The sequence below is a fragment of the Aquiflexum sp. genome, assembly GCF_977115555.1.
Genome location: NZ_CDSBKL010000547.1, coordinates 1 through 2,204 on the forward strand (window position 1 = coordinate 1; position 2,204 = coordinate 2,204).

Here is a 2,204-nt window from a genome sequence, read left to right on the forward strand (position 1 = left end):
GGTGGCGCAAAGCAACATTATACTTTTTGTTCTTTTAGAAAAATTTGAAATAAAAAAACCGATTCTTACAAGAACCGGCTTTCCAAACCAAACAACAATCAACACTATGTATCAAGGAAATTTGAAACTTAACATAAGGAAGAAATTTCTTCCCGGAGCAAAAAGCGGGGTACCTGTTGCGGCAATCGGTCTGTTCAAATGCTCATAGTAAGTTTCATTCAATAAGTTTTGTGCGCCACCCTTGATTGCAATAAGCGAAGAAACAGCATAACTGACATCAATGTCCAAAAGCGTAAACCTTGGACTTGCCTTTTCACTAAAGCTTCCGGAAACACGGTTTTGGTCTGCGACATATCGAAGCCTGATCGCAGAATGCAGCTTATTGTCTAAGTGTCTGCCTAATATAGAATACCTGATATCCATCGGGGCGATCTCCGGTAAAGCCTCAGAAATCACCAGATTTTGCCCATAGGTATATGCCACCATCAATTGATGACTAATTCCATAAAATAATGCCTGACTGAATGCCGCCTCAAACCCGGTTTTGACTGCACGGTCAATATTGACATATTGCCTGACTCCCGGACTTGTGGGGATTCTTGGTTTCAGTTCGGTTTTTTCGGCAGTGATATAATTATTGAGGTAAGCCGCAAACAAGTTTACCTCGGCTGTAATTTTTGATTTGCTAAATCCAAAAACCAAATCGACTTGGTTGTTGGTTTCCGGTGCCAAATCAGGATTTCCAAGCATTTCATAAGGATCAACTCCCACAGGGAAATAATTGATAAACCGCTCGGTGATGCTGCCACTACGCCTGACATTTGCCAACCACAGCCCGGCATTGAAATTTTTTCCCAAATCACGCTTGATTCCTGCAGAGATCCCGGGATTAAGTTGGGTGATGGATTGGGTGGGATTAACCTGAACAAATTCCTCAGCATTATCCGAGGCCTGGGCATTGTTTACATCCAACCTTCCTGCCAAACTGACCACATAATTGCCTACCGGCGCATGAAAAGAGGCAAAAGCGCCTGACTTTGTTATCCGGGAATCCTGCCACACTTTATCGTAGATAGTTTTTCCCGCATTCGGCCCCATCAAAAACTCTCTTTCTCTGGTTCCTTGGGCAGCTTCTGACCTGAAATCCGCTCCTGCGTATAATTTTGCCTTTCCCAATTGCCAAAGTCCTTCTGTTCTTGCTCCAAGGTTTTGGGTGTTGGCTGGGGTTTTTGCATTCATCATGCGGGGATTGAGTTCTCTCAACCCGTTATCCATCAAATGATCGACAAAAGTAAAATATCCCGATGTATTCCATTTTTGCAGTTTTCTACCTTGAAAGCTTCGGGTATGCCGCAGACTCCCCATCCATGTATCGTCTGACCTTAGGTCCATCGCCAACGTCGGGAAATCCACATCTCTCGCAAAATTCCTGTTGACCGTTACCTGAATCAGGTCAGATTTGGAAATCCTAAAATCCCCAAACATCCCGACAGTTCCTCTTTGGAAGTTTGCTGGAATAATATTCCCATCTCCGTCAACGTAATCAGTTCCTTTCGACCAGGAACCAAGCAACCCGATATCATAATTTTGACCGTTGAAACCGACCCTTCCTTCGTTTCTTAATACATTTCCATTGGATTCATACATGGTCGAAAACCTTCCGTTTACACCACCTTGGGAAGAGAAAAAAGGATCTTCCTGAATGAAGTTGATCGTACCTCCCAATCCGATACCGTATCTAAGGGCATGTGGCCCTTTAAGGATTTCAATCTGTTTGATTCTGTTAAGTGCAATTTGAGAAGTCGGAGGATCCATTCTATTGGGACAGGCAGCATTAGCAGACTGCAATCCATCAATGACTATGTTGAGTTGATCGTATTTGAATCCACGCATGACAGGGTCAAAAGCAAAAGCGCCGCTTTTTCTGATGGAAGAAACTACCGGATTGAGATTGAGGATGGCCCCTGCATCATGGTGAAGCCTTTCCTGATCTGAAATCAGAATTTTTTGGTCCTTTTCATCCATCATTTTTAAAGAAATGACAGAAACTGGCTGGAGATTGAGGATATTTTCTTGACGAAGGAGAACTCCTTTTTCCAATACTTTCAGAAGCGAGCCTTCATCCAAGGTCCATTTTCCATAATTGATGTGGCTGAAATGGATGGATGTCCCTGCCTCATACTCCAATTGGATAAATCCTTTCT

General features: G+C 43.2%; 1 protein-coding gene. It reads right to left on the bottom strand.

Annotated elements, in window-relative coordinates:
* Positions 1–111: 111 nt before the first annotated feature.
* The coding region (locus ACZFYI_RS19395; RefSeq protein ID WP_462525771.1) for a TonB-dependent receptor domain-containing protein at positions 112–2,204 on the bottom strand (2,093 nt) is incomplete at its 5' end.